Source organism: Sphingomonas astragali (genome assembly GCF_051400615.1).
In the GTDB taxonomy this organism is placed as follows: domain Bacteria; phylum Pseudomonadota; class Alphaproteobacteria; order Sphingomonadales; family Sphingomonadaceae; genus Sphingomonas.
The window spans coordinates 1155726-1181308 of record NZ_JBLFFH010000002.1 but is presented as its reverse complement, the minus strand read 5'-3'; the positions used below and the strand labels follow the sequence as shown (position 1 = coordinate 1181308).

Genomic DNA, 25583 nt, shown 5'->3' with positions numbered 1-25583 from the left:
AACCGCGCCTTATCGGGAGCGAACGCCAAAGTCAACGGATGTAGCCGCCTCGCTGCATGGGCAGCATGTGGCGAGGGTGTATCGCCGATGCAAGACACGGGCGTCGGGATATCCGGCCGATCCCGATCCGTTCCCAAGCCCGATAAAGCCGCTATGAGTGCTGCCCGGGCAGGGGGAACATTCATGGTCGCGAGCGTCTCGACGGTGGCGTATCTCGGGCTGGAGGCGCGGAGCGTCGAGGTGCAATGCACGCTCGTCGCCGGCTTGCCGGCGTTCGTGGTGGTGGGCCTGCCCGACAAGGCGGTGGCGGAAAGCCGCGAGCGGGTGCGCGGCGCGATCGCGGCGCTGGGGCTGTCGCTGCCGCCCAAGCGCATCACCGTGAACCTGTCGCCCGCCGACCTGCCGAAGGAAGGGTCGCATTTCGACCTGCCGATCGCGCTGGCGCTGCTCGCGGCGATGGGCGTGGTCGATGCCGAGGCGCTGGCGGATTACGTCTGCGTGGGCGAGCTTGGACTCGACGGGCGGATCACCGCCTCGCCGGGCGTGCTGCTGGCGGCGCTCCATGCGAGCGGGGAGGGGAAGGGGCTGGTGTGCCCGGCAGGACAGGGTTCGGAAGCGGCATGGGCGGGGTCGGTCGGGGTGCTCGCCGCGGCCGACCTGATCGGCCTGCTCAACCATTTGAAGGGTCAGCAGCTGCTTTCAGCGCCGGCGCCCGGCGAAGTCGAGGAACCGGAGATCGGCGCCGATCTCCGCCAGGTGAAGGGGCAGGAGACGGCGAAGCGCGCGCTGGAGATCGCCGCGGCGGGCGGGCACAACCTGCTGATGATCGGCCCTCCGGGTGCGGGCAAGTCGCTGATGGCGTCGTGCCTGCCGGGCATCCTCCCGCCGCTCGACGCCGCCGAGGCGCTGGAGGTGTCGATGGTGCAGTCGGTGGCGGGGACGCTGACCGCCGGCCGGCTCACACGCGCGCGGCCGTTCCGTGCGCCGCACCATTCGGCATCGATGGCGGCGCTGACCGGCGGCGGGCTCAGGGTCAGACCGGGCGAGGTCAGCCTCGCCCATCTCGGCGTGCTGTTCCTCGACGAGCTGCCCGAGTTCCAGCGCGCGGTGCTCGATTCGCTCCGCCAGCCGCTCGAGACGGGGACGGTCAGCGTCGCCCGGGCGAACGCGCATGTCACCTTCCCGGCGCGGGTGCAGCTCGTCGCGGCGATGAACCCGTGCCGCTGCGGCCATCTCGGCGACCCGGCGCTGGCCTGTGCGCGGGCGCCCCGGTGTGCGGCCGACTATCAGGCCAAGGTGTCGGGTCCGCTGCTCGACCGCATCGACCTCCACGTCGAGGTCGCGGCGGTGAGTGCCGCCGACCTGGTCCTGCCGCCGCCCGCCGAGGGCTCAGCCGAAGTGGCGGGGCGCGTCGCCAAGGCGCGGGCCGTGCAGACCGGACGCTATAGCGGCGAGGCCGCCCGCACCAACGCCGAGGCGGAGGGCAAGCTGCTCGAAGCCCATGCCACGCCCGACGAGCCCGGCCGGCAGCTCCTCGCCCAGGCGGCCGCGGCGATGCGGCTGTCGGCGCGCGGCTACACCCGCGTGCTCCGCGTCGCCCGCACCATCGCCGATCTCGCCGGGGCGGAAACTGTGGGACGCGTGCATGTCGCCGAAGCGCTCAGCTACCGGCGGCAGGCGCCGCGCAGCTAACCTGCAGCCGAGCCGGTTCATGGGCGAGATCGGCGGCGTCCTCAACTCGTCGCATCTGTCTTTTTCCTGCCATTTAGTCCCGCTAGCGCGTTGCGAACCGATCGCAAGAACTAGGGAGGCCAAAGGGGTGAGAAGGATGTCAAATGTGCGCCATGCCTGTCCCCCGTACCCGTTCCGCCGCTTTCCTGATCGTTGAAGCCGCCCGCTGTTGGCGCGCCGTCCGCGATGCCTGCGCGCCGGTCCAGCCTGCGCTGTTCGCGCGACTCCAGCCGTTCGGGCTCGGCATTCTCGCGCCGGTGTTCGACAGCCTGCTGGCCCTGTTCGAGGCGCGATCCGGGCGGCGCTTCCGCACCAGCGAGGCGGGGACGTCGGCGCTGAGCGAGGACGAGGAGCAGCTGGTCGCCCTGCTCTCCAACGATGCGCCGGAGGCCGACGGCGCCGCCGCCTTCGCGCCGATGGACGTCGCCTTGCGCTCGACGCGGATCATGCTGGCGCTTGCCGACGAAGCCGATCCGGGCGCGTATGACCGGCCCATCTTCTTCACGACGACGGAACCGGCGGCGATGCGCCCTGCGATCGTGCCGATGCGGGCGCCGATCACCGACGCATAGCTCAGCGGAACAGCGCCAGCGGAATGGCGTCGGCCATCGCCTCGTATCCGGCGGGGCCGGGGTGGAGATGGTCGCCCGAATCATAGGCGGGCCGCATCCGCGCGGGGTTGCCGGGGTCGCGCAGGACAGCGTCGAAGTCGATCACCGCGTCGAAGTTGCCGGGCGTACGGATCCAGGCGTTGATCGCCTGCCGGTCCGCCTCGTTGGCGGCGTCGGGGTGGTAATAGTCCGATCCGCCATAAGGGGTGATCGTCGCGCCGATCGCCTTGATGCCATGGGTGCGCGCGCGGGCGACGATCTGGCGATAGGCGCCGATCAGCCGGCGGACGAGGTCGGCGTGCGCCTCTGCGCTCACGGGTGCGTCGCGGGTGAGCGTGCCGAGGTCGTTCACGCCCTCCAGCACGATCAGGTAGCGCACCCCGCTCATCGCCAGCACGTCGCGATCGAAGCGGGCGAGCGCGTTGGGGCCGAGCCCGTCGAGCAGCAGCCGGTTGCCGCCGATGCCGTGGTTGAGCACCGAGACCATGCGCGTCTTCGGATCGGCCTGCAGCCGTTCGGCGAGGCGATCGGGCCAGCGTTCGTCGCGGTTGTCGCGGACGCCGTGCCCGTCGGTGATCGAATCGCCCAGCGTGACGATCGCGCGGCCAGTGCCGCGGACGTCGATCGCCGCGAGCTGATACCAGTGGTTGACGGTCTTCGCGCCCGGCAGGTCCGGGTCGCCGACATGATTGCCGCGCACCAGATAGGAGGTGGCGCGCGAGCCCGGATGGCTGGTCTGGCGGGCGGGTGCGGCTGGCAGATGCACCGACACCGCCAGGCTGGCGAGCGGCGGCACCTCGATCGCGACCGGATCGGACCAGTAGCTCGCGCCCGCCGGGATCGTCACCCGTGGCGCGCCGTCGAAGGTCAGCGGGCGCCCGTGTCCGATCCGGGCGCTGCCCGGCGTGCCGAGCGCTACGTGCGCGGCGTCGATCACCAGCGGCGCGGTGCCGAAGGCGTTGGAGAGCAGCACGCGCACCGACTGGCCGCCCGCGCTGAGGCGGACGACCTGGCGCAGCGTGGCATCGGTCAGGTCGGCGTCGGGGAGGGCGTTGTGCGGCTCGGGGACCTGCTGCGACGCGGCCCAGCTGCCGAGCCATGGCGACGGCGTTTCCGCGGGCGCGGCGCCGGTGCACAGCATCGCCATGCCGGCGAGCGCCGCCAGCCATGTCGGACGCAGTCGCATCATCTCCTCGGCTCCTTCATGGCGCCGCCGGCGCGAACTTGGTGACGGGGGCGTAGCTCGGGTTGATCGCATGGACGACCGCCAGCGCGAGCAGATAGGCGACGCCGCAGAACAGGAAGATCGGCGTGTAGCTGCCGACCGTCTCAAGCACCCAGCCGGCATAGGTCGACATCAGCATCCCGCCCGCCGCGCCGGCGAAGCCGCCCAGCCCGACGATCGAGCCCTGCGCCCAGCGCGGGTAGAGGTCGGACGGCATCGAGAACAGGTTGGACGAGAAGCCCTGGTGCCCGGCGCAGGCGAGCCCGATCAGCAGCACCGCGATCCAGGCGCTCGGCGCATAGGCGGCGAAGGCGACCGGCACCACGATGAGCGCGCAGCCAAGCATCGCCAGCTTGCGCGCGCGATTGGCGCTGACGCCTCGCGCCAGCATCCGCGACGACGCCCAGCCGCCGAGGATCGAGCCGACATCGGCGATGACGTAGATCGCGATCAACGGCGGGCCGTAGCCCTTGAGGTCGATGGCGTAGCGCCGGCTCAGGAAGTCGGGCAGCCAGAACAGGAACATCCACCACACCGGGTCGATCAGGAAGCGCCCGGCCATGTACGCCCAGGCCTGGCGGGTAGCGAGCAGGCGGCGCCACGGCACCGGCTGCTGCACGATCGGCGGATCGGATTCGATATAGGCGACCTCGGCCTCGGTGATCCGCGGATGCTCGCGCGGGCGGCGGTAGTAGATCACCCAGGCCGCGATCCACACGAGGTTGAGCAGTCCGGTGCCCCAGAAGGCGCTTTCCCAGCCGAGCCACAGCGTGAAGGCGGGCACGATCAGCGGCGTGACGATCGCGCCGACGTTGGCGCCGGCGTTGAAGATGCCGATCGCCAGCGCCCGCTCGCGCTGCGGGAACCATTCCGATGCGGCGGCGAGCGCGGCGGGATAGGTGCCCGACTCGCCGATCGCGAGCGGGATGCGGGCGATCGCGAAGCCGAGCGTCGAGGTGACCAGCGCCTGCGCCATGTGCGCGACGGTCCAGGTGCCCATCGCGATCAGATAGCCGGCCTTGGCGCCGACCCGGTCGATCAGCCGGCCGAAGAACAGGAAGCCGATGCCATAGGCGGCCTGGAAGGCGACGTTGACATAGCCGTAGCCGGTTTCGCTCCAGCCATATTCGGCCTGGAGTGTCGGCTTGAGCACCGGCAGCACCAGCCGGTCGACATAGCTCAGCACCACCGCCGCGAACAGCAGGATGCAGATCGTCCAGCGGATGTAGCCGACCGGGCGGGGCCGCGATGCGGCGGGGGGCGCTGCGCCGGTCACCAGTTGAACATCGTGCCGTCCTCCAGCCGATTCACCGGCAGGAAGGCGCGCTTATATTCATACTTGGCGGCGAGCGTCTCGTCGATGTCGACGCCGAGGCCGGGCGCGTCGCCCGGGTGCATCAGGCCGTCCTCGAAGCTGTAGGCGTGGGGGAACACCGCGTCGGTCTCCTCGGTGTGGCGCATATATTCCTGAATGCCGAAGTTCGGCACGCTGAGGTCGAAGTGCAGTGCCGCCGCCATGCACACGGGCGACAGGTCGGTCGCGCCATGGCAGCCGGTGCGGACGTTGTAGAGCTCGGCGAAGCTGGCGATGCGCCTGAGGTGCGTGATGCCGCCCGCGTGGACGACGGTCGCGCGGATATAGTCGATCAGCTGCTCCTCGATGAGCTGCTTGGCGTCCCAGATCGAGTTGAAGACCTCGCCGACCGCGAGCGGGGTGGTGGTGTGCTGGCGGATCAGGCGGAAGTTCGCCTGGTTCTCGGCCGGCGTCGCGTCCTCCAGCCAGAAGGGACGGTAGGGCTCGAGGTCCTTGCCGAGCCGGCCGGCCTCGATCGGGGTCAGGCGGTGGTGGATGTCGTGGAGCAGATGGACGTCCCAGCCGAGCGCCTCGCGCGCCTTCTCGAACAGCGGCGGCACCGAGCGGAGATATTTCTCGCTCGACCAGAGGTTCTCGGTCGGCAGGTCGGCGTCGGCGGGCTCGTAGAAATAGCGGTCCTTCGAGACGCCGTAGGTGGAGGCGAGCCCCGGTACGCCCGACTGCAGCCGGATCGCCTTGTAGCCCTGCTCCTTGTAGTGGAGCGCGTTGTCGATCGTCTCCTCGATCGTCCTGCCGTTGGCATGGCCGTAGACCGTCACGCCCTCGCGGCTGGCGCCGCCGAGGAGCTGGTAGACGGGCAGGCCCGCGATCTTGCCCTTGATGTCCCACAGCGCCGTGTCGACCGCGGCGATCGCCGACATGGTGACGGGGCCGCGCCGCCAATAGGCGCCCTTGTAGAGGAACTGCCAGACGTCCTCGATCCGATGCGCGTCGCGGCCGATCAGGCAGGGGATGACATGGTCGGCGAGGTAGCTCGCCACCGCCAGCTCGCGGCCGTTGAGCGTGGCGTCGCCGAGGCCATGGATGCCCGCGTCGGTCTCGATCTTCAGCGTGACGAAATTGCGGCCCGGCGAGGTGACGATGACGCGGGCGGAGGTGATCCTGGGCACGAAGGGCTCCCGTTCAGACGATGGCGAGCGTGGCGGACTGGACCGCGGCGGAGCTGTTGCCAACCATGATCGCGACCTGGCCCGCCTCCACCACTTCGCGCATCTCGGCGTTCCAGATGCGGAAATGTTCGGGGCCGAGGGTGAAGGTGACGGTGCGTGCCTCGCCGGGGGCGAGCGTCACGCGGCGGAAGCCCTTGAGCTCCATCGCCGGGCGCGTGACCGACGGCGTCAGATGGCGGACGTAGAGCTGGACGACCTCGTCGCCCGCGCGTGCGCCGGTGTTGCGGACCTCGACCGAGACGGTGACGCGGCCGTCGCGGGGGATGCTCGCGGAGGAGAGCACCGGCTTGCCGATGTCGAAGCTGGTGTAGCTGAGACCGTGGCCGAAGGGGAACAGCGGGGCCGTGCTCTCGAAGAGATAGCCGCGCCGGGCACTTGGCTTGTGATTGTAGAACAGCGGGATCTGGCCGGCGTGACGGACGACGCTGACCGGCAGCTTGGCGCCGGGATTGACCTCGCCGAACAGCGCCTCGGCGATCGCGGTGCCGCCTTCCTGGCCGGCATACCAGCATTCGAGGATCGCGTTGGCGCGATCGGCCACGGTCGGCCAGCTCGGGGGGCGTCCGTTGATCGCGCACACCACCACCGGCTTGCCGAGCGCCGCCAGCGCCAGGAACAGGTCGTTCTGCTGCGCGAGCAGGTCGAGGTCGGCGCGGTCGCCAAGATGGTTGGCGGCGAAGCCCTCGCGGCTGGTCTGCTCGGTATCGCCGATCGCCAGCACGATCACGTCGGCGCCCTTGGCGACCTCGACCGCCTCGGCGATCAGCCGGCGGTTCTTCACGGGATCGCCCAGGATCACCTCGTCGGCCGAGCGGTCCTCGCTCTGGGTGATGAACACGCCCTGCGCGGTGACGATCCGCGCCTTGTCGCCGACCTTGGCCCGGACTCCTTCGAGTAGGCTCACCGCCTGCTTCGGCACGCTCGAATAGCCGCCGAGCCGTGCGATCGCGGCATTGGGTCCGATCACCGCGATCGTGCCCGCCGGCTTCAGCGGCAGCGTGCCGTCGTTCTTGAGCAGGCACAGCGACTTGCGCGCCGCCTCCAGCGCCAGCGCGCGGGCCTCGTCGTTGCCGGTGATCCGCGCCGTCAGCGCGGCGTCGCCATAGGGGTTCTCGAACAGGCCGGCGCGGAACTTGAAGGTGAGGATGCGGCCGACCGCGGCATCGACCGCCGCCACCGCGACCTTGCCGGCCCGAACCTGCTCGGCGAGCGTGCGATAGGCGCGGCCATCGGGGAGGTTGCTGTCCACCCCCGCCGCCAGTGCGAGCCGCGCCGCCTCCTCCAGATCGGCGGCGACGTGGTGGAACTTGTCGAGCTCCTCGACCGCGCCGTAGTCGCTCGAGACGATGCCGTCGAAGCCCCATTCGCCGCGCAGCACGTCGTGGAGCAGCCAGCGGTTCGCATGGCTCGGGACGCCGTCGATCTCGTTGTAGCTCGGCATCACCGCGGCGATCGCGGTGCGCTCGACCACGGCGCGGAAGGGCGGGAAGAAATTCTCGCGCAGCTCGCGTTCGGAGAGCTGGGCGGGGGCGATGTTCTCGCCGCCCTGGGGCTGGCCGTGGCCGGTCATGTGCTTGAGCGTCGCGAACACCTTGCCGGGCGGAAGCCGGTCGAACTTGCCGGGCCCCTGCAGCCCCTCGACCGCGGCCACGCCCATTTCGGCGCAGAGATAAGGGTCCTCGCCGAAGGTCTCCTCGATGCGGCCCCAGCGCGGATCGCGGACGATGTCGACCACCGGGGAAAGCACATAGGGCACGCCGCGCGCCCGGACCTCGCGCGCGATCACCGACTGGACGCGGCGCATGAGGTCGGTGTCGAAGGTCCCGGCCAGCGCGATCGCCTGCGGGAACATCGTCGCCTCGGTCGCCATATAGCCGTGAAGCGATTCCTCGTGGAACAGCACCGGGATGCCGAGCCGCGTCTGCTCCAGCGCCCAGCGCTGCACGGCGTCGACGAAGGCGACCGTCTCCGCCGGCGTACGCCAGCGCGCGGCGTTACCGCCGGCGGCGCCGCTGATGCCCGGCCCGCCGCGCTTGTCCGACGCGCGCGCAATCGCGCCGACGCCGTGCGGATAGGTGGCCGAGGCCTTGGCGGGATCGAAGGTGAGGCCGTCCATCACCTCGGCCTTGGTCGCCCAGAGCGCGATGAGCTGGGCGACCTTCTCCTCCAGCGTCATGCGGCCGATGAGGTCGCGGACGCGGTCGGGAATCGGGGCGCGCGCATCCTTGTAGAGCGGCGCTGCGGCAAGCGCGGCGCGAGGCAGCAGCGGCAGGGTTGAAGCCGAGGCGAGCAGGCCGAGCAGGCGGCGGCGGGCGATCATCGGACGGTCAGCGTCGCGGTCTTGAGGTCGACCGAGTTGCCGCCGGTCATGATGGTGAAGGTGCCGGGCTCGACCACGCGCTTCATGTCCTTGTCCCACAGCTCGAAGGCGTGATGATCGAGGCGGAAGATGAGCGTCTGCCGCTCCCCGGGCTTGAGCGTGACGCGGCGGAAGGCCTTGAGCTCCTTGACCGGGCGGGTGACCGAGCTGACGTCGTCGCGGACGTAGACCTGCACCACCTCGTCGCCCGCCCGCGCGCCGGTGTTGGCGACGTCGACCGCGACGTCGACGCTGCCGTCGCGCGCGATCGTGGGGGAGGAGAGGCGCGGCGTACCGATCTCGAAGCTGGTGTAGCTGAGGCCGTAGCCGAACGGGAACAGCGGCGTGTTGGGCGAGAACAGATAGCCGCGGTGCGCGGTCGGCTTGTAGTTGTAGAACATCGGCAGCTGGCCGACGCTGCGCGGGATGCTGACCGGCAGCTTGCCGCCCGGATTGACGTCGCCGAACAGCGCGTCGGCGAGCGCGTTGCCGCCCTGCTCGCCGAGATACCAGCCCTCGATGATCGCATTGGCCTGCTCGGCGACCCTCTGGATCGAGAGCGGGCGGCCGTTGAGCATGACGACGGTGATCGGCTTGCCCAGCGCCTTGAGCGCGTCGAACAGGTCCTGCTGCTGGCCGACCAGGTCGAGGCTGGCGCGGTCGCCGAGATGGTTGTCGGCCCAGGCCTCGCGGCTGGTCTGCTCGGTGTCGCCGATCGCGAGGACGATGGTGTCGGCGCCCCTGGCCGTCTCGACCGCCGCGGCGATGCGCCTGGCGTTCTCGGCGGGGTCGGCGAGCTTGACGTCGTCGGCCCACCAGTCGTCGTTCTCGGTGATCCTGACGCCTTCGGAATAGACGATCCGCGCCTTCGACCCGAGCTTGGCCTTGATGCCGTCGAGCAGCGAGACGGGGTGGGGGGGCTGGCCGTAATAGCCGCCGAGCCGCGCCACCGCCGCGTTCGGGCCGATCACCGCGATCGTGCCGGCGGGCTTCAGCGGCAGCGTGCCGTCGTTCTTGAGCAGCACCATCGAGCGCTCGGCGGCGAGGCGGGCGGCGGCGACGGCATCGGCGTCATTGGTGACCTTCCGCGCGGCGGCGACGTCGGCGTAGGGATGTTCGAACAGCCCGGCGCGGACCTTGAGCGTCAGCATGTTGCGGACCGCGTCGTCGACCAGCTTCTCCGGCACCTTGCCCGCGCGCACAGCATCGGCGAGCGTCGCATAGTTGATCCCGTCGGGGAGGTCGGCGTCGACGCCCGCCTGCAGCGCCAGCACCGCGGCGCTAGCGTGATCGGGGGCGATGTGGTGGAGGTCGGCGAGCTGGTCGATCGCCGAATAGTCGCTGGTCACCGCGCCCTTGAAGCCCCATTCGCCGCGCAGCACGTCACGCAGCAGCCAGCGGTTGGCATGGCTGGGGACGCCGTCGATCTCGTTGTAGCTCGGCATCACCGCGGCCGGGCCGGCGCGGCGGATCACCGTCTCGAACGGCGGGAAGAAATTCTCCCTGAGCTCGCGCGTCGAGATGGGAGCCGGGCCGACGTTGGTGCCGCTCTCCGGCTGGCCGTGGCCGGTCAGGTGCTTGAGCGTGGCGAAGACCTTGCCGGGGGCGAGCCGCTCGGGCTTACCGGGTCCCTCCAGCCCCTCGACCGCGGCGACACCGAGCTCGCCGACCAGATAGGGGTCCTCGCCGAACGTCTCCTCGATCCGGCCCCAGCGCGGGTCGCGGGCGATGTCGACCACCGGGCTCAGCGCCAAGGTGACGCCGCGCGCGGCGATCTCGCGCGCGGTCACGCCGTTGAGGCGGCGGACGAGGTCGGGGTCCCAGCTCGACGCCAGCGCGATCGGCACCGGGAAGCTGGTGGCGCCGACCGCGGCATAGCCGTGCAGCCCCTCCTCGTGGAACAGGATCGGGATGCCGAGCCGGGTTTTGGTGAGGGCATAGCGCTGGAGGTCGTTGACCAGCTCGATCGTGCGGGCGATGTCGCGGCCGGGCACCACCCGCGGCGAGACCGGGCCCTGCGCGTCGGAAGGACGGGCGAAGCCGCCGATGCCGTTGGGGTAGAGCTCGGCCATCCTGGCGGGATCGAGCTTCTGGTTGGCGTCGAGCAGCTTGGTCTTGCCGACCCACACGGTCAGCAGTTGGGCGACCTTCTCGTCGAGCGTCATGCGCTTGAGCAGGTCCTCGACGCGGTCGGCGATCGGGGCCTTGGGGTTCTTGTAGAGCGCGCTCGCCTCGACGGCGGGCGGCGCGGATTGCGACAGCGCGGCGGTGCCCGGGAGGATCGCCGTGCCGAGCAGGAGAGCGGTCAGCAGGCGGCGGGCGGGCAGGGTGCGCAACGGTCGAATCCTCTCTGTGGGTGCGGCCCGCTGCGAGGGACATCGCGCGGGCGCTTTATTGATAGCGCTACCAATGCTATCGGTTGGGCGAACGATGTCAATGCCGACGAAGGTGGGACGGCCGATTGTCTCCTCTTCGTCATTCCCGCGAAGGCGGGAATCCATTGTCGCTGAAGCTCGTGGGTCCCACCACGGCCAGCCAGAATGGATTCCCGCCTTCGCGGGAATGACGAAGGAAGGCTTCAGGTCTGGTCACGGCAGAACGGCGAGGGAGGATGCGGATGGGCTGGTTCGGGCGGTTGGCGGCGATGGTTTGCGCAATGCTGTGGCTTGTCCCCACGGCTGCCTTTGCCGAGGATGGCTACGACCTGTGGCTCCGTTACCGACCACTCGCACCGGCGAGCGCCGCCGCGGTGCGAGACCATGCCACCGCGATCGTGCTGCCGGAACGCCCGTCGTCGACGATCCGCGCAGCGGCGGACGAGTTGGAACGCGGGATCGCCGGCCTGACCGGAACGCGGCCGCTTGCCGGTGCGCCGCGCGCGGGAGCGATCCTGCTTGGCACGCCCACGACGGTGCCGGCAATTGGGGCGTTGCGGCTCGATCTCTCCAAGATCGGCGGCGAGGGCTATCTGATCCGCACCGCGACGGTGAACGGCGCCCCGGTCACGGTGATCGCCGCCAACCGCGACATCGGCGTGCTCTACGGCGCCTTCGCCTGGCTCGCGCGCATCCAGCGGGGCGAGGCGATCGACCGGATCGACATCGCCTCGGCGCCGAAGATCGGGCTGCGCGTGCTGAACCACTGGGACAATCTCGATGGCTCGGTCGAGCGCGGCTATGCCGGCCAGTCGATCTGGGATTGGTGGAAGCTGCCGGCGTGGACCGACCCGCGCTATACCGACTATGCGCGTGCCAACGCCTCGGTCGGCATCAACGGCACGGTCCTCAACAACGTCAACGCCAAGGCCGACAGCCTGACCGCGCCCTATATCGCCAAGGCGGCGGCGGTGGCGGACGTGCTGAGGCCCTACGGCATCCGCGTCTACCTGTCGGCGCGCTTCACCGCGCCGATCGAGATCGGCGGCTTGCCGACCGCCGATCCGCGCGATCCGGCGGTGCGGGCGTGGTGGGCGGCCAAGGCCGACGAGATCTATCGCGCGATCCCCGACTTCGGCGGGTTCCTGGTCAAGGCGAACAGCGAGGGGCAGCCGGGGCCGCAGGACTATCACCGCACCCATGCCGACGGCGCCAACATGCTGGCGGCGGCGGTGGCGCCGCATGGCGGGATCGTGATGTGGCGGGCCTTCGTCTATTCGGAGCATGACAGCGAGGATCGCGCCAAGCAGGCCTATTCCGAGTTCAAGCCGCTCGACGGCAGGTTCGCCGCCAACGTGCTGCTGCAGGTCAAGAACGGGCCGATCGACTTCCAGCCGCGCGAGCCCTTCCATCCGCTGTTCGGCGCGATGCCCCGGACGCCGCTGATGCTGGAGGTCCAGATCACCAAGGAATATCTCGGCCAGGCGACGCACCTCGTCTACCTGGGCGCGCTGTTCGAGGAGGTGCTGAAGACCGACACCATGGCCGAAGGGCCCGGCTCGACGGTGGCGCGGGTGGTCGACGGGTCGCTCGACGGCCATCGGCTGACCGGGATCGCCGGGGTCGCCAACATCGGCAGCGATCGCGACTGGAGCGGGTCGACCTTCAACCAGGCCGACTGGTACGCCTTCGGGCGGCTGGCGTGGGACCCGGAAGCCTCGGCGCGGGCGATCGCGGGGGATTGGGCGCGGATGACCTTTGCGCCCGATCCGGCGCTGGTCGGGCCGGTCGTCGAGACGATGATGGCGTCGCGGCAGGCCGTGGTCGATTACATGACGCCGCTCGGGCTCGCGCACATGATGGGGACGGGGCATCATTACGGGCCGGCACCGTGGGTGAGCGACCTCGCGCGGCCCGAGTGGAACCCGGCCTATTACCATCGCGCCGACAAGGACGGGATCGGCTTCGACCGTACCGCCAGCGGCAGCGACGCGATCGCGCAATATGCGCCGCCGGTGGCGCGGCGGTTCGGGTCGCTGAAGAGCGTCGGCGACGACTATCTGCTGTGGTTCCACCATCTGCCGTGGAGGCATCGCATGGCCGACGGCACGACGCTGTGGGACACGCTGGTGCGGCGCTATGACGGCGGGGTCGCGGCGGTGGCGAGGATGCGGGCGGGCTGGCAGGCGCTGGAGGGGCGCGTCGATGCCGAGCGGTTCCGCAAGACCGCCGCCTTCCTGGCGATCCAGCAAGCGGAGGCCGGGTGGTGGCGCGACGCCTGCATCGCCTATTTCCAGAGCGTCAACCGCCTGCCGCTGCCCGCCGGCAGCGCGCCGCCGGCGCACGATCTCGACTATTACAAGGCGCTCAGCTTTCCCTATGCACCGGGGCATTGAGCGTCGCCGTTCGCCGCATCGGCGTTGACAAGCGGGCCTGGGCAGCGCTCAAGGATGTGAGCGATACCATCTTCAGCTTTCCGACCCACCGGCGGCGCGCAGCCTCCCATCCCCGCGCGGCGTCGGTATCCTCGCTGGCGGCCGGAGCGATCCGGCCGCCATTTCTTTGCCGTCTGTTGCGCTGGCCGAACCGACGGCGTAGCGAGAGCGCAAGGAGTATCGCGGCTTGAGCCGAAGACCATCCCGGCGGCAGGGCAATGCCGCGACGATCAACGACGTGGCGAAACGGGCGGGCGTCTCGCCGATGACCGTGTCGCGCGTGATCAACAACGAGGATAGCGTGCGCCCGGCGACGCGCGAGCGCGTCAATGAGGCGATCGCCGCGCTCAACTATTCGCCGAACCAGGCGGCGCGGAGCCTGGCGGGGGCGCATCCGATCCGGATCGGACTGCTCTACAGCAACCCCAGCGCCGCCTATCTCAGCGAGTTCCTGGTCGGCAGCCTCGACTATGCCAGCCGCGCCAACGTGCAGCTGATCGTCGAGAAATGCGATCCCGGCGAGCATGAGAGCGAGGTGGCGGAACGGCTGATTCGAGACGGGGTCGACGGGATCGTCCTGCCGCCGCCGCTGTGCGATTCGACCGAGCTGCACGCGGTGCTGCGCCGCGCCGACGCGCTGGCGGTGGCGGTGGCGAGCGGGCACCCCCCGGCCGGCTTCTCCGCGGTCAGCATCGACGACCATCGCGCGGCGTTCGAGATGACACGGCATGTCGCCCGGCTTGGCCATCGGCGGATCGGCTTCATCACCGGCAATCCCAACCAGACCGCGAGCGCGCGCCGACTGGAGGGCTATCGCGATGCGCTCGCCGCGGCGGGGCTGCCGGTCGCGGACGAGCTGATCGTGCAGGGGCTGTTCACCTATCGGTCGGGCCTCGACGCGGCGGAGCAGCTGCTCGGGGTCGCCGATCCGCCATCGGCGATCTTCGCCAGCAACGACGACATGGCGGCGGCGACGGTAGCGGTGGCGCATCGGCGCGGGCTCGACGTGCCGAGCGACCTCACCGTGTGCGGGTTCGACGACACCGCGCTCTCGACGACGATCTGGCCGGAGCTCACCACCATCCACCAGCCGATCACCGACATGTCGCTGGCGGCGGTCGAGCAGCTGGTGCGCGAGATTCGGGCGCGGCGATCGGGGTCGCCCGAGGCGCCGGTGCACCGCCAGCTCGACTTCACGCTGGTCCGCCGCCAGTCCGACGCCGCGCCGCGGCGGCGTCCGCCGGTGGTGTAGGGATTCGGTTGGTCCGTTCGCCGTGAGCCTGTCGAAGGGCCGCTTTCTTTCTCCGGTGCTGGATGAAGAAGGACGGCCCTTCGACAAGCTCAGGGCGAATGGGGTGCTAAAGATTGTCCCCTTTTAGTTGAAGCGACGTGCTCCCGCGCAGGCGGGAGCCCAGGGTTTCGAGCGAAGTCGCCTGCGACTCTGGGCTCCCGCCTGCGCAGGAGCACGGTGATTTAAGCTCAACTGGACAGTCTTTAGCCGACCATGTCCTCGAGCTCGCGGCCGCGGGTCTCGTGGACCAGGGCGCGGACGAAGAAGAAGGAGACGAGGGCGCTCAGCGCGTAGAAGCCGTAGGTGAAGGGCAGGCCGACCCCCGCCGCGAGCGCCGGGAAGCTCACCGAGATCGCGAAATTGGCGATCCACTGCGCGAACCCCGACACCGCCAGGCCGGAGCCGCGGATCTGGTTGGGGAACATCTCGCCGAGCATCACCCACATCACCGGGCCCCAGCTCAAGTTGAACAGCGCCGAATAGGCCAGCGCGCTGATGAAGGCGATGCGGCCGAAGCCGGGCGACAATTGCAGATGGCCGCCTTCGCCCAATATGCCGGTCGAGAAGGAATAGGCCATCAGCGCCAGCGTCACCGCCATGCCGGCCGAGCCGATCAGCAGCAGCGGCTTGCGGCCGATGCGGTCGACGGTGAAGATCGTGACGATGCATGCCGCGATCGAGACGAGGCCGGAGATGATGTTGGTGATCAGCGCGTCGTTCTCGCTGAACCCGACCGACTGCCACAGCACCGCGCCATAGTAGAAGACGATATTGATGCCGACGAACTGCTGGAACACGGCGAGGCCGATGCCGGCCCAGACGATCGGCCGGACGCGGCCGTTGGCGCCGATCAGGTCGGACAGCTTGGGCCGATGGTGGTCGGCGGCGAGGCTGGCGCGGATCTCGGCGACCTTGGCGCGGGCGTGGTCGTTGCCGAACAGGCGGGTCAGCACCCCCTCCGCCTCGCCGTCGCGTCCCTTGAGGACGAGGTAGCGCGGGCTTTCGGGGATCAGCAGCAAGGTGACGAGATAGATCGTCGCCGGAATGACCTGCAGCCAGAACATCCAGCGCCAGGCCGGATAGCCGCCCCACAGCGGCGCGGTCGATCCGCCGGCGGTGTGCGCCAGCGCGTAATTGGCGAAGAAGGCGCCGGTCAGGCCGGTGATGATCATCACCTGCTGGATGCTGGACAGGCGGCCGCGGATGTTCGCCGGCACCACCTCGCTGATGTAGACCGGCGCGAGCACGCTCGCCGCGCCGACGCCGAGGCCGCCGACGATGCGGGCGATGATGAACACCGCCGACGATCCTGCTGCGCCCGCGCCGATCGCGCTCAGGATGAACAGCACCGCCGCGATCATCATCACGTTGCGGCGGCCCATCAGGTCGGCCATCCGTCCGGCAGCGAACGCACCCGCCGCGCAGCCGATCAGGATCGCGCCGACGTTGAGCCCGGTGCCGAGCTTCGACAGGTCGAACGCCCGCTCGAGCCCCTCCTGGGTGCCGTTGATGACGCCCGAATCATATCCGAACATGAAGCCGCCGATCGTCGCCACCGCGACGACCAGGGCGACGAACGCGTAGTTCGTGCGTGCTGCTGCCTGTGTCGTGGCCAATTTGACCCCTCCCATGTGGGCGGCGGACATCCCGCCGGCCGTTATGTCTTCATCGTGACTGCCGCCTCGGCGACCGGCAAGCCCGGCACATCGACGGCGAAGGCGAACAGATCCCCGGCCTCAGGTTGCGCCGCGAGCGCGACGGCGTCCAGCCCCTGGCGCGCGGTGGTGACATAGGCGGTCTTGAGATCGGGTGCGCCGAGCGCGATCTTGGTGACGTTGGCGGTCGGCAGCTTGACCGTCTCGACCAGCTTGCCGTCGGGCGCATAGCGCCGCACGCCCCAGCCGCCGTAGAGACCGATCCATACGCAGCCCTCGGCGTCGATGGTCGGTCCGTCGGGATAGCCGGCGCCGTCCTCGATCTTGACGAAGACGCGCGGCTTGCCCAGCGTCGCGTCGTCGTTGATCGGCACGGCGTAGATGGTGCGGCCGGTCGTATCGACCGGATAGAGCGTGCGGCCGTCGGGCGAGATCGTCGGGCCGTTGGTGATCGTCACCGGCGGGAGACCGGTGTCGCGCACGCCGCGCTCGTCGAAGGTGTAGAAATGGCCGGTCGGCTTGCCCTCGGCATTGTCCATCGTGCCGAACCAGATGCGGCCCTGGGCGTCGGTGGTGGCGTCGTTCAGCCGGTTCTGCGGCCGGTCGGGCTCGACCGCGCCGATCGGGCGCAGGCTGGCGTCGGCGGGATCGAAGGCGGCGAGGCCGCGCTGCAGCCCGACGACGAAGCCGTGCCCGCGCGCCGGCAGCACCCAGCCGACCTGCGCCGGCATGTCCCATTTGGCGAGCTTGCCCGTCGCGGGATCGAAGCGGTGGACGTGCTGCCGCTTGATGTCGACGAACCACAGCGCGTTCTCGCGCGCGACCCACACCGGGCCTTCGCCGAGCTCCGCTCCGACCTCAGCGACCCGATCCACCTTGCCCGTCATGTCAGCGCCACCCCGCGTCGACGAAATAATCGTGTCCCGTGCACATACGCGCATCGTCGGAGGCGAGGAAGAGCACCAGCGCGGCGACGTCCTCGGGCTGGATGCGGCCGTCGAGGCATTGCGCCGCGACGATCTCCGCCTCGCCGTCGGGGGTGTACCATTTCATCTGGCGCGGCGTCTGGACGTTGCCGGGGACGATGGTGTTGACGCGGATGTTGGCGCGGCCGAGGTCGCGCGCCAGGCTGCGCGTCAGGCCCTCGATCGCTGCCTTGGCGGTCTGGTAGAGCACCAGCTCGCCGAGCGCGAGGTGCCAGCTGATCGAGCCGAAGTTCAGGATCACGCCGCCGCCGCCCTGCTTCATCGCCGGCACCACCGCCTGCGCGGCGAAGAACTGATGGCGCAGGTTCACCGCCATGCGCTCGTCCCAATATTCGGGCGTGACCTGCTCGATCGCGTGGCGGTCGTCGCTCGCGGCATTGTTGACGAGGACGTCGAAGCCGCCGAGCTCGCGCTCGATCTTCTCCATCGCGCTCTTGAGCGCGGCGACGTCGGTCAGGTCGCAATGGGTGAACTGCGGCGCGTGGCGGCTATCCGGCGCGAGCCGCTCCGTCAGCGTTTGGCTCTCCTCGTCGAGAATGTCGATGAAGGCGACGCGCGATCCCTGGCGGACGAACGCCTCCACCAGTCCCGCGCCGATGCCGCTGCTGCCGCCGGTCACGAGCACTCGCTTGTCGACGAGGCTGGGATAGATGGCGTGCTGCGCGACGGAGGATGGTTGGGAGATACTCAACATAGGGTCCTGATCAGATGTCGGCCGCCCTGGAGGGGAGGTCGCGATGTCGTTCACGCGGCGGTCTCGGGCTGGAGCGCGCCGAGCAATCCGCGCGCAGCGAGATTGCCCATCAGCGCGCCGATGCCGAAACGCCACGGCGCTGCGTCCTTGGCGGTGACGACGCGGTTGACGAGACGGCCGAGCCGCGGCGCGGCGATCGTCACGACGTCGCCGACCTTATGGGTGAAGCCGCGCTGCGGCTCGTCGCGGTCCTGGGTCGGAGCGAACAACGTGCCGAGGAACAGCACGAACCCGTCGGGATAATGGTGCTCGCTCATCGTCTGCCTGAGCAGGATCTCGGGATCGCGGCTGATCTCGCTCATGTTGCTGCGACCTTCGAGGCGATAGCCGTCCTCGCCCTCGATCAGCAGCTCGACCTCGGCGCGGCGCACGTCGTCCATGGTGAAGCCGCCGTCGAACAGGCGGAAGAAGGGGCCGATCGAACAGGAGGCGTTGTTGTCCTTGGCCTTGCTCAGCAGCAGGGCGGAGCGGCCCTCGAAATCGCGCAGGTTGACGTCGTTGCCGAGCGCGGCGCCGACGGCCTGACCGCGTGAATCCGCGAGCAGCACGATCTCGGGCTCGGGATTGTTCCAGGTCGAATCGGACCGCACGCCGATCTCGGCGCCCCAGCCGACCGCCGCCAGCACCGGCGCCTTGGTGAAGATCTCTGCGTCGGGCCCGATCGCGACCTCGAGATATTGCGACCACATACCCTCGGCGACCAGCGCCTCCTTGAGCGCCGCCGCCTCGGCGGAGCCGGGGGTGACGGCGCGCAGCGTGCCGCCGATGATGGTTTCGAGCCGGGCGCGCACCGCCGCCGCGGCGTTGGCGTCGCCGAGCGCGCGTTCCTCGATCACCCGTTCCAGCGTGGAGACGGCGAAGGTGACGCCGGCCGCCTTGACGACCTGGAGGTCGAGCGGGCTCAGCAGGCCGTAGCCGGCGCCGTGATCGGGGCCGATGCCGATCGCGAGCTCGTCGAGCGGACCGAGCGCGCGGCCGCCGGCCGGATCGAAGGCGCGTCGTTCGACCAGCGCCGAGACGGTCGGGACGACTGCGGCCATGTCATAGGCGATGCCGTCCGCGACGAGGATCGGGCTCGGGCCTTCAGGGCCTTGCAGCCGGCCGAGGAATTTGCCTTGCCGCCAGTCCTCCGGCAACGCACGATCCGCGCTGAAAATCCTGTCAAACATCCCCGTCCCGGTCTTGTTTAGGTGGTAGCGCTACCATCTTGTGAGAGGGGACGAGTGTCAAGCGAAACCTTGGTCGGATGGCCGGTTGGGGCATGGTGTTCTCCCGTCATTCCCTCTCCCATTGGGAAAGAGTTTCGGGTCGGTCATGCCCCCGGCATGACCTGAACAGCGCGGGGCGCTGTCCACCCGATGCGCCCATTCGGAGAGGGACAGTCGCTGAACACCCTTGCTACACTAATCACTTTCATTTGACAAAAAGGTTTATTTAATCGAGGTTGAGGCGATCGGGCGGTCAACGGCTCGGCCGGCGATCGCGCGGCGAAAACAGAAGCATGGGAGAGGGCGCACGCCCTCGCAGCGAATGAGGGGGTGATGGCGATTCAGTCTCCAAACACGCGCCGGCGTGCGTTCCTTTTCGCGGCAGCGGCGGCCTGCGCCATTGCTGGCGTGGGCGCGGTCTATGCGCAGGCCGGGCAGTCCCGACAGCCGGTCGATGAGGCCAATCCCCTCGTCGGCACCGCGCCGCTCGACCGGCCCGAGTTGCTCGGCAACGCGCCGCCGCCGGGGGAGCCCGCCTATTCGGGCCAGACCTCGCCGGGAGCGCGGCTGCCGCACAGCTCGACCGAGGCGGCGCCGGTCAACGTCAACGTCGAGCTCAGCTATCCGTTCGGCGTCCCGGCGCCCTATCATTACCCCAATCCCACGATGATCGGCTTCACCGGCGGCGGCGGCAGCTCCTATGGCGCACGCGCCGAGCCGATCGTCATGCCGGTGGTCGGCGACTGGACGGTACCGCCGGCCTACAGCCAATCCTGGTACGACAAGTCGCGCGAGGTGGCCTCGCCCGGCTATTATTCGGTCTATCTCGACACCTTCCGGACCAAGGCGGAGCTGACCGCGACGCAGTGGACCAGCCTGATGCGGTTCACCTTTCCCGAGAACAAGCGGTCGAACGTCATCGTCAACCTGCGCCGCGACGGCGGCGAGGTGGAGATCGTCGGCGATCGCATCGTCCGCGGGCATTCGCAGGATCGGGAGGCCGGGCACGGCGCCGACGGGCCCTATTTCGTCGCGGAGTTCTCGCGACCGTTCGCCGCCTCCGGCACCTTCCGCGCGACCAGCGAGCACAAGGGCTGGGGCATCGGCGACAAGGACGTCGAGCCCGGGCGGCGCAGCGTCGCGGGCAGCTATGCCGGCGCCTATCTCACCTTCGCCACCGGCGCCGGCGAGACGGTGCTGATGAAGATGGCGCACGGCCACAGCTATGCCGAGGCCGAGCAGCGGCTGCGCGCGGAGCAGCCGGGCTGGGACTTCCGGCGCGTCCATGATGCGGCGCGCGGGGAATGGGCGAAGCTGCTGAACCGGGTCGAGGTCACCGGCGGGACGGCAAAGCAGCGGATGCTGTTCTATTCGACGCTGTTCCAGTCCTTCGCCAGTCCGCGGCTGATCGCGGGCAAGGGCGAACGGTTCACCGATGCCAAGGGGCAGGTGCGGACGGTCGACTATGACCGCTACAGCCCGGTGCCCTTCTGGGATACCGGCCGCAACCAGATCGTGCTGCTCGAGCTGATGGAGCCCGAGCTGACGCGGGACGTGATGCAGTCGGAGCTCGACATGGCGCGCGAGAAGGGGTTCATGAACACCTCCTTCCACGGCGACAATGCGGTGTTCCTGTATCTCGGCGCGTGGCGGCGGGGCATCCCGTTCGACTATGCCGCGGCCTATGAATATCTCCGCAGGAACGCGATGGATCCCAAGGGGCCGCGCGACTATCTCGCCGAGTACCAGAAGAACGGCTGGATCGCGGACACCGTCCCCGACGGCAACCCCAGCCCGCCCTATGCCGGCGGCAAGGCGGGGGCGGCGACCACGCTCGAATATGCGTGGGACGATTTCGCGATGGGCGAATATGCCGAGCGGCTCGGCAGGCACGACGATGCGCGGCTGTTCCGCCAGCGCGCGCTCAACTATCGCAACGTGTTCGACCGCTCGACCGGCTTCGTCCGCGGCCGCACCGCCGACGGCAAGTGGATCGCGCCGTTCGATCCTGGCGAGCCCTATTACAACTTCATGATGAAGGAGGCGTCGGGCTGGTCGACCTTATGGCTGGTGCCGCATGACGTGCAGGGGCTGATCGACCTGCTGGGCGGGCGCAAGGCGTTCAACGCCAAGCTCGATGCGTTCTTCGGCACGCCGTACAACCCGAAGGGCATCTGCCGCGACTGCACCGGCATGATCGGCCAGTACGTCCATGGCAACCAGCCCGACCAGCACGCGCCCTATCTCTATGCCTGGAGCGGCCAGCCGTGGAAGACGCAGGCGCTGACGCGGCGCATCCTCGATCAGCTCTACGGCAGCGATGCGTCGGGCTATGCCTTTCCGGGCATGGACGACCAGGGGGCGACCTCGTCCTGGTACGTGCTGAGCGCGATGGGCTTCTACACGGTCGATCCATCGAGCCAGTACTATGTCCTCGGCAGCCCGATCTTCGACACCGTCAAGCTGCGCCTGGGCAACGGCAAGCTGCTGGAGATCGTCGCCCGCAACAATTCGGCGGCGAACATGTACGTCCAGTCGGCGACGCTGAACGGCCGGCGCTGGACCAGGCCGTGGTTCAGCCATGACGACATCAAGGACGGCGCCAGGCTGGTGCTGGAGATGGGGCCGAAGCCCAACCCGGCATGGGGCAGCGCGCCGGCCGATGCGCCGCCGTCGCTGTCAGGACCGGCGCGGTAAGGGGGATGGCGATGATCGGAAAGCTGGCGTGTGCGCTGCTGGGGCTGGCGCTCGTGTTGGATGCGGGCGGCGTGGCGGCGCAGGGCGCGGATGCGGTCTATACCGGCGAGGTGATGACGCGCTGGGGGCGCGAGGTGACGCCCGAGAATGCCTGGCGCAGCTACCCGCGTCCGCAGATGAAGCGCGACACGTGGCTGAACCTCAACGGCCGCTGGGATTATGCGATCACCCGCGCCGCCGCGCCGCAGCCGACGCGGTGGGACGGCGCGATCCTGGTGCCGTTCCCGGTCGAGGCGAAGCTGTCCGGCGTCGCGCGCAAGGTCACGCCGGACGACCGCCTCTGGTATCGCCGCAGCTTCACCGTGCCGGCCGACTGGGCGGGGCAGAATGTGAAGCTGAACTTCGGCGCGGTCGACTATGCGGCGAGGGTGTGGGTCAACGGCGCGATGGTCGGGGCGCATGAGGGCGGGTTCGACCCCTTCGGCTTCGACATCACCGATTATCTGCGGCCGGGCGGCAACGAAATCGTCGTCCAGGTCGCCGACCCGACCAGCGCCGGCAGCCAGCCGCGCGGCAAGCAGTCGCTCGACCCGTCGGGCATCTGGTACACCGCGGTCAGCGGCATCTGGCAGACGGTGTGGCTCGAGCCGGTGTCGAAGCTCCACATCGCCGATGTGCGCGCGGTGCCCGACATCGACCGTGGGGTGGTGGAGGTCGACGTCGCCCTGAGCGGCTGGGCCAATGACACCGACGCGGTGCGGCTGACCGCGCGCAGCGGCGGCAGGACGATCGCCTCCACCCTGATCCGCGCCAATCGCCACACGACCCTGGCGATCCCGAACGCGCATCTCTGGTCGCCCGAGGACCCGTTCCTCTACGACCTGACCGCCGAGCTGGTGACGGTCCGCGATCCCTATGCGGGGAGGCCGGAGCGCGATCGCGTCGCCTACGACGCGCGCTTCACCAGGGGCGAGCGCGACACCTATGCCGCGGCGCAGGTCGCCGGCGCGCCGCGCGACCGGGTCGAGACCTATTTCGCGATGCGCAAGATCTCGGTCGGGCCGGGGCGCGTCGCCGGCCAGCCGGTGCTGCTGCTCAACAACAGGCCCTATTTCCAGAACGGCACGCTCGACCAGGGGTGGTGGCCCGACGGGCTCTACACGCCGCCCTCTGAGGAGGCGATGAAGAGCGACCTCGTCTTCCTCAAGAAGGCGGGATTCAACATGCTGCGCAAGCACATCAAGGTCGAGCCGGCACGCTACTATTACGACGCCGACCGTCTCGGGATGCTGATCTGGCAGGACATGCCCTCGGGCGGCGGCGAGGACCAGTTCGTCACCGGCACCAGCCAGAGCCAGGCGGTGTTCTCGTCCGACCTGATGGCGGTGCACCAGAACGAGCTCGCCCGCATGATCGGCGGGCTGCGCGCTTTCCCCTCGATCGTGATGTGGGTGGTGAACAACGAGGGCTGGGGCCAGTACGACTCCGCGACGCTGGCGCGCTACGTCAAGGGCATGGACCCGAGCCGGCTGGTCAACGCCGACAGCGGTTGGCTCGACGTCGCGCCGAACGTGTCGGATGTGTTCGACATCCACACTTATGAGGACGTGCCGCGGCGGCCCGAGCGGCAGAGCGTGCGGGCGATCGTGCTCGGCGAATACGGCGGCATCGGCCTGCCGGTCGAGGGGCACATCTGGCGGCCGGGCAAGCGCAACTGGGGGTATCAGACCGCGAAGGACGAAGCCGACTATCTCGCCCGCTATCGCCGCAAGCTGGAGGAGGTGATCCGCCAGGCGAGGGACCACGGCCTCAGCGCCGCGGTCTATACCCAGACCACCGACGTCGAGGACGAGGTGAACGGGCTGCTCACCTACGACCGGGCCGTCGCGAAGGCACCCGCCGAGACACTCGCCAGGATCGCAGCGCCGCTATGGGAGACCGACCAAGCTCGCTGAATGTGGCGAATAGGGCGGTTCGGGCCGGATTGCCGTGCTGTGAGGTGGCCGCTAAAGGCCGCTCGCTCGGCGTTGGCTTTGTCTGGACCGATTTGCGCCTTCTATTCGGAGCCCGGCCATTATGCAGATCGTGACCGGGCGCTTTGAGAACAGGGTGAATGTCTGTGAGTGTTGATCGTGCGAAGGGGCGTGGGGCGCGGCGTCGCAGAAGCCGTACCGCGAGTGCGATAACGGGCGCTCACGCATTTGCCGCGCTATTGCTTGTGTTCGTTGTCGCGCTGGTCCTGTTTGGCGGCTCGAGCCGGTACGATCAACTGGCGCACGCGCCGCTACGAGTGGTTGCGATCCTCGTCATCGCCGCGGCGACGCTGCGCAGAACGGACACCGCGCCATCCGCGATCAGGCTGCCGGCGCTCCTGCTGGGAGCGGCCGTCGCTCTGGTTTGCATCCAGCTGATCCCGCTGCCTCCCCAGATTTGGACCGCGCTTCCGGGACGATCGGCCCTTGCGGGGGCGGCCGCGGCGGCCGGTTTCGAGCAGCCTTGGCGGCCTCTTGCGATCGCTCCTGATCTGGCCTTGAATTCGCTGCTCTCGCTGACTGTTCCGGTTGCGGCGCTCTACGGACTGGCGGTGCTGGAGCCACGTCACTGGCGCTGGGTATTGTGGGTGCTGCTGGCGGTGGTGCTGGCCTCGATGCTGATCGGGATCGTGCAACTCGTCACGGGTACCGACGGTTTCACCGCCATCTATCATCTGAACGTGCGTGGCTTGGCGCTGGGAATCTTCACGAATCGCAATCACCAGGCGCTGCTTCTTGCGATGGGATTGCCTCTCTTGGCCAGCTGGGAGGTGCTTCGCCGGGACGATACGACGGGCACGACAGCGCGGTGGTCGGCGGCGGCGGTGGCGGCGCTCATCATGATCGTCTTGGTGTCGACCGGGTCGCGGGCGGGCGTGCTGCTCGGCGGCCTCGGATTGCTCGGCAGTCTTGCGGTCGTCTGGAGCTGGCGACGAAGGCACGGTCGAACGTCAGGACGGCTGTCGGGAATGATGTTGGCCGTGATGGTGGCGTCGATCATCCTGCTGCTGCTCGGAATTGCGGTCTATTTCGGGCGAGCGCAGGCAATCGACCGGCTGTTCGCGGCTGATCCGCTGGTCGACAAGCGCGCGCGCGCTCTGCCTACGGTCGTGGAGATGGTGAAGTCGTATTTCCCGGTAGGGTCGGGCTTCGGATCCTTCGATCCTGCGTTCCGGCACGCCGAACCCTTCGGCCTGCTCGAGTGGACATATTTCAATCAGGCCCATAATGATCTCGTCCAGGTGGTGCTCGAAGGCGGGGCTCCGGCGCTGATCCTGCTGGCGGTGGCGGTCGGGTGGCTGACGATCGCTTGCGTGCGGTTGTGGCGCAACGGGAGCGCACGCAGCGTGATCGTGCGCGGCCGGGCCGCATCGATCGGCTTGCTCCTGATGCTGGTGGCGAGCGCGGTGGACTATCCGCTTCGAACGCCGACCATGATGGCGATCGCCAGTGCGCTGATTTTCCAGATCGCCGTGGCACTGGGCGAAATGCGCCAGGCCGACGTCGGGCGGTCAAGTAGAGCGAATGGGGAAGAGCCTGCTTTACCTGACTTCTAGCTCCCCCTATAGCACCGGCCCTTCTCTCCATTGTTTCGAGCTCGCTCATCGATGCGTTCATGTTTAATTGCAGCTGCCGTTTGTCTCGCCCTCGGCGGATGCGCGTCCAACGAACCGCTCCGG

General features: G+C 69.1%; 16 protein-coding genes. 7 read left to right on the top strand and 9 right to left on the bottom strand.

What is annotated here, in order from left to right; genetic code table 11:
• Positions 1-183 precede the first annotated feature (183 nt).
• Together ACMGER_RS13630 and ACMGER_RS13625 are read left to right on the top strand one after the other, a co-directional pair.
• A complete protein-coding gene (locus ACMGER_RS13630) occupies positions 184-1692 on the top strand; it encodes a YifB family Mg chelatase-like AAA ATPase (protein WP_436812676.1) in 1509 nt (502 codons plus the stop codon).
• Positions 1693-1835: 143 nt separating this feature from the next.
• Positions 1836-2303, top strand: coding sequence for a hypothetical protein (locus ACMGER_RS13625; protein ID WP_436812675.1), 468 nt, complete (start codon positions 1836-1838; stop codon positions 2301-2303).
• Between the two features lies 1 nt (position 2304).
• On the opposite strand, the gene ACMGER_RS13620 is transcribed toward ACMGER_RS13625, so the two are convergent.
• From ACMGER_RS13620 to ACMGER_RS13600, 5 genes are read right to left on the bottom strand one after another with little or no spacing between them, the layout of a single operon-like run.
• Positions 2305-3531: an SGNH/GDSL hydrolase family protein gene (locus ACMGER_RS13620; RefSeq protein ID WP_436812674.1), complete on the bottom strand. Its 1227-nt coding sequence runs from the start codon at positions 3529-3531 to the stop codon at positions 2305-2307.
• Positions 3532-3544: 13 nt separating this feature from the next.
• On the bottom strand, positions 3545-4843 hold the full coding sequence (locus tag ACMGER_RS13615) for an MFS transporter (protein ID WP_436812673.1): 1299 nt from the start codon (positions 4841-4843) through the stop codon (positions 3545-3547).
• Complete coding sequence (gene manD / locus ACMGER_RS13610; protein ID WP_436812672.1) at positions 4840-6051, bottom strand: D-mannonate dehydratase ManD; 1212 nt, start codon at positions 6049-6051, stop codon at positions 4840-4842. Before manD ends, ACMGER_RS13615 begins: the two co-directional genes overlap by 4 nt.
• A 13-nt stretch (positions 6052-6064) precedes the next feature.
• Complete coding sequence (locus tag ACMGER_RS13605) at positions 6065-8431, bottom strand: glycoside hydrolase family 3 N-terminal domain-containing protein (RefSeq protein ID WP_436812671.1); 2367 nt, start codon at positions 8429-8431, stop codon at positions 6065-6067.
• Complete coding sequence (locus tag ACMGER_RS13600; protein ID WP_436812670.1) at positions 8428-10806, bottom strand: glycoside hydrolase family 3 N-terminal domain-containing protein; 2379 nt, start codon at positions 10804-10806, stop codon at positions 8428-8430. Before ACMGER_RS13600 ends, ACMGER_RS13605 begins: the two co-directional genes overlap by 4 nt.
• A gap of 281 nt (positions 10807-11087) precedes the next feature.
• Here ACMGER_RS13600 and ACMGER_RS13595 point away from each other — a divergent pair, with 281 nt between their 5' ends.
• Together ACMGER_RS13595 and ACMGER_RS13590 are read left to right on the top strand one after the other, a co-directional pair.
• The gene (locus ACMGER_RS13595; RefSeq protein WP_436812669.1) at positions 11088-13241 is read left to right on the top strand and encodes an alpha-glucuronidase family glycosyl hydrolase; all 2154 of its coding nucleotides are present in this window, start codon (positions 11088-11090) and stop codon (positions 13239-13241) included.
• A 226-nt stretch (positions 13242-13467) separates the two neighbouring features.
• Positions 13468-14532 (top strand): LacI family DNA-binding transcriptional regulator, encoded by a 1065-nt coding sequence (locus ACMGER_RS13590; RefSeq protein WP_436812668.1) that lies wholly within the window; start codon positions 13468-13470, stop codon positions 14530-14532.
• Between the two features lie 242 nt (positions 14533-14774).
• On the opposite strand, the gene ACMGER_RS13585 is transcribed toward ACMGER_RS13590, so the two are convergent.
• The 4 genes from ACMGER_RS13585 to ACMGER_RS13570 are packed head-to-tail and all read right to left on the bottom strand — an operon-like array spanning position 14775 to position 19135.
• Entirely contained in the window at positions 14775-16187 is a 1413-nt protein-coding gene (locus tag ACMGER_RS13585; protein WP_436812667.1) for a sugar porter family MFS transporter, read from the bottom strand.
• A gap of 41 nt (positions 16188-16228) precedes the next feature.
• A complete protein-coding gene (locus ACMGER_RS13580) occupies positions 16229-17113 on the bottom strand; it encodes an SMP-30/gluconolactonase/LRE family protein (protein WP_436812666.1) in 885 nt (294 codons plus the stop codon).
• Between the two features lies 1 nt (position 17114).
• On the bottom strand, positions 17115-17897 hold the full coding sequence (gene xylB / locus ACMGER_RS13575; protein ID WP_436812885.1) for a D-xylose 1-dehydrogenase: 783 nt from the start codon (positions 17895-17897) through the stop codon (positions 17115-17117).
• Between the two features lie 59 nt (positions 17898-17956).
• Entirely contained in the window at positions 17957-19135 is a 1179-nt protein-coding gene (locus ACMGER_RS13570) for a fumarylacetoacetate hydrolase family protein (RefSeq protein ID WP_436812665.1), read from the bottom strand.
• Positions 19136-19507: 372 nt separating this feature from the next.
• On the opposite strand from ACMGER_RS13570, the gene ACMGER_RS13565 reads away from it, so the two are divergent.
• The 3 genes from ACMGER_RS13565 to ACMGER_RS13555 all read left to right on the top strand — a co-directional run bounded on the left by ACMGER_RS13565 (position 19508) and on the right by ACMGER_RS13555 (position 25460).
• Entirely contained in the window at positions 19508-21871 is a 2364-nt protein-coding gene (locus tag ACMGER_RS13565; RefSeq protein ID WP_436812664.1) for a GH92 family glycosyl hydrolase, read from the top strand.
• Positions 21872-21882: 11 nt separating this feature from the next.
• A complete protein-coding gene (locus ACMGER_RS13560; protein ID WP_436812663.1) occupies positions 21883-23826 on the top strand; it encodes a glycoside hydrolase family 2 protein in 1944 nt (647 codons plus the stop codon).
• Between the two features lie 263 nt (positions 23827-24089).
• Positions 24090-25460 carry an O-antigen ligase family protein gene (locus ACMGER_RS13555; RefSeq protein WP_436812662.1) on the top strand — a complete coding sequence of 457 codons (1371 nt, stop codon included), beginning with the start codon at positions 24090-24092 and terminating at the stop codon, positions 25458-25460.
• The last annotated feature ends 123 nt before the right edge of the window (positions 25461-25583 follow it).